The sequence below is a fragment of the Escherichia sp. AM3 genome (assembly GCF_032029835.1).
In the GTDB taxonomy this organism is placed as follows: domain Bacteria; phylum Pseudomonadota; class Gammaproteobacteria; order Enterobacterales; family Enterobacteriaceae; genus Escherichia; species Escherichia coli.
The window spans coordinates 1-272 of sequence record NZ_JAVUPQ010000971.1 but is presented as its reverse complement, the minus strand read 5'-3'; the positions used below and the strand labels follow the sequence as shown (position 1 = coordinate 272).

1 pseudogene is annotated in these 272 nt (G+C 61.0%); it reads right to left on the bottom strand.

The window, feature by feature from the left end:
• A pseudogene (locus RTW80_RS29295) lies at positions 1-272 on the bottom strand (tyrosine-type recombinase/integrase); the annotation flags it as partial.

The following is a 272-nucleotide window of genomic DNA, read 5'->3' as shown; positions in this document are numbered from 1 at the left end:
AACCAGCCGGTGAGTCTGCTGACCGGCGGGCATTCTTCCTGCCGTCCTAGCGGCTTTTTCCGTCCGTTGTTTCAGGGTCGCAAGCTGCACAAACGGATACGGAGGCGCAAGCGAAAAATCCCCCCTTGTCAGCGCCAGCGCTTCGTTAATTCGCGCGCCCGTGTTCCAGAGCGTCGCCAGCAGCATCTTGCGGTGAAGATCCGGCACGTAGTGGAGCAGGGCGCTGACTTCCGGCGCCAGCAGGTATTTCGGGAGTTCGTCCTGAACGAGAG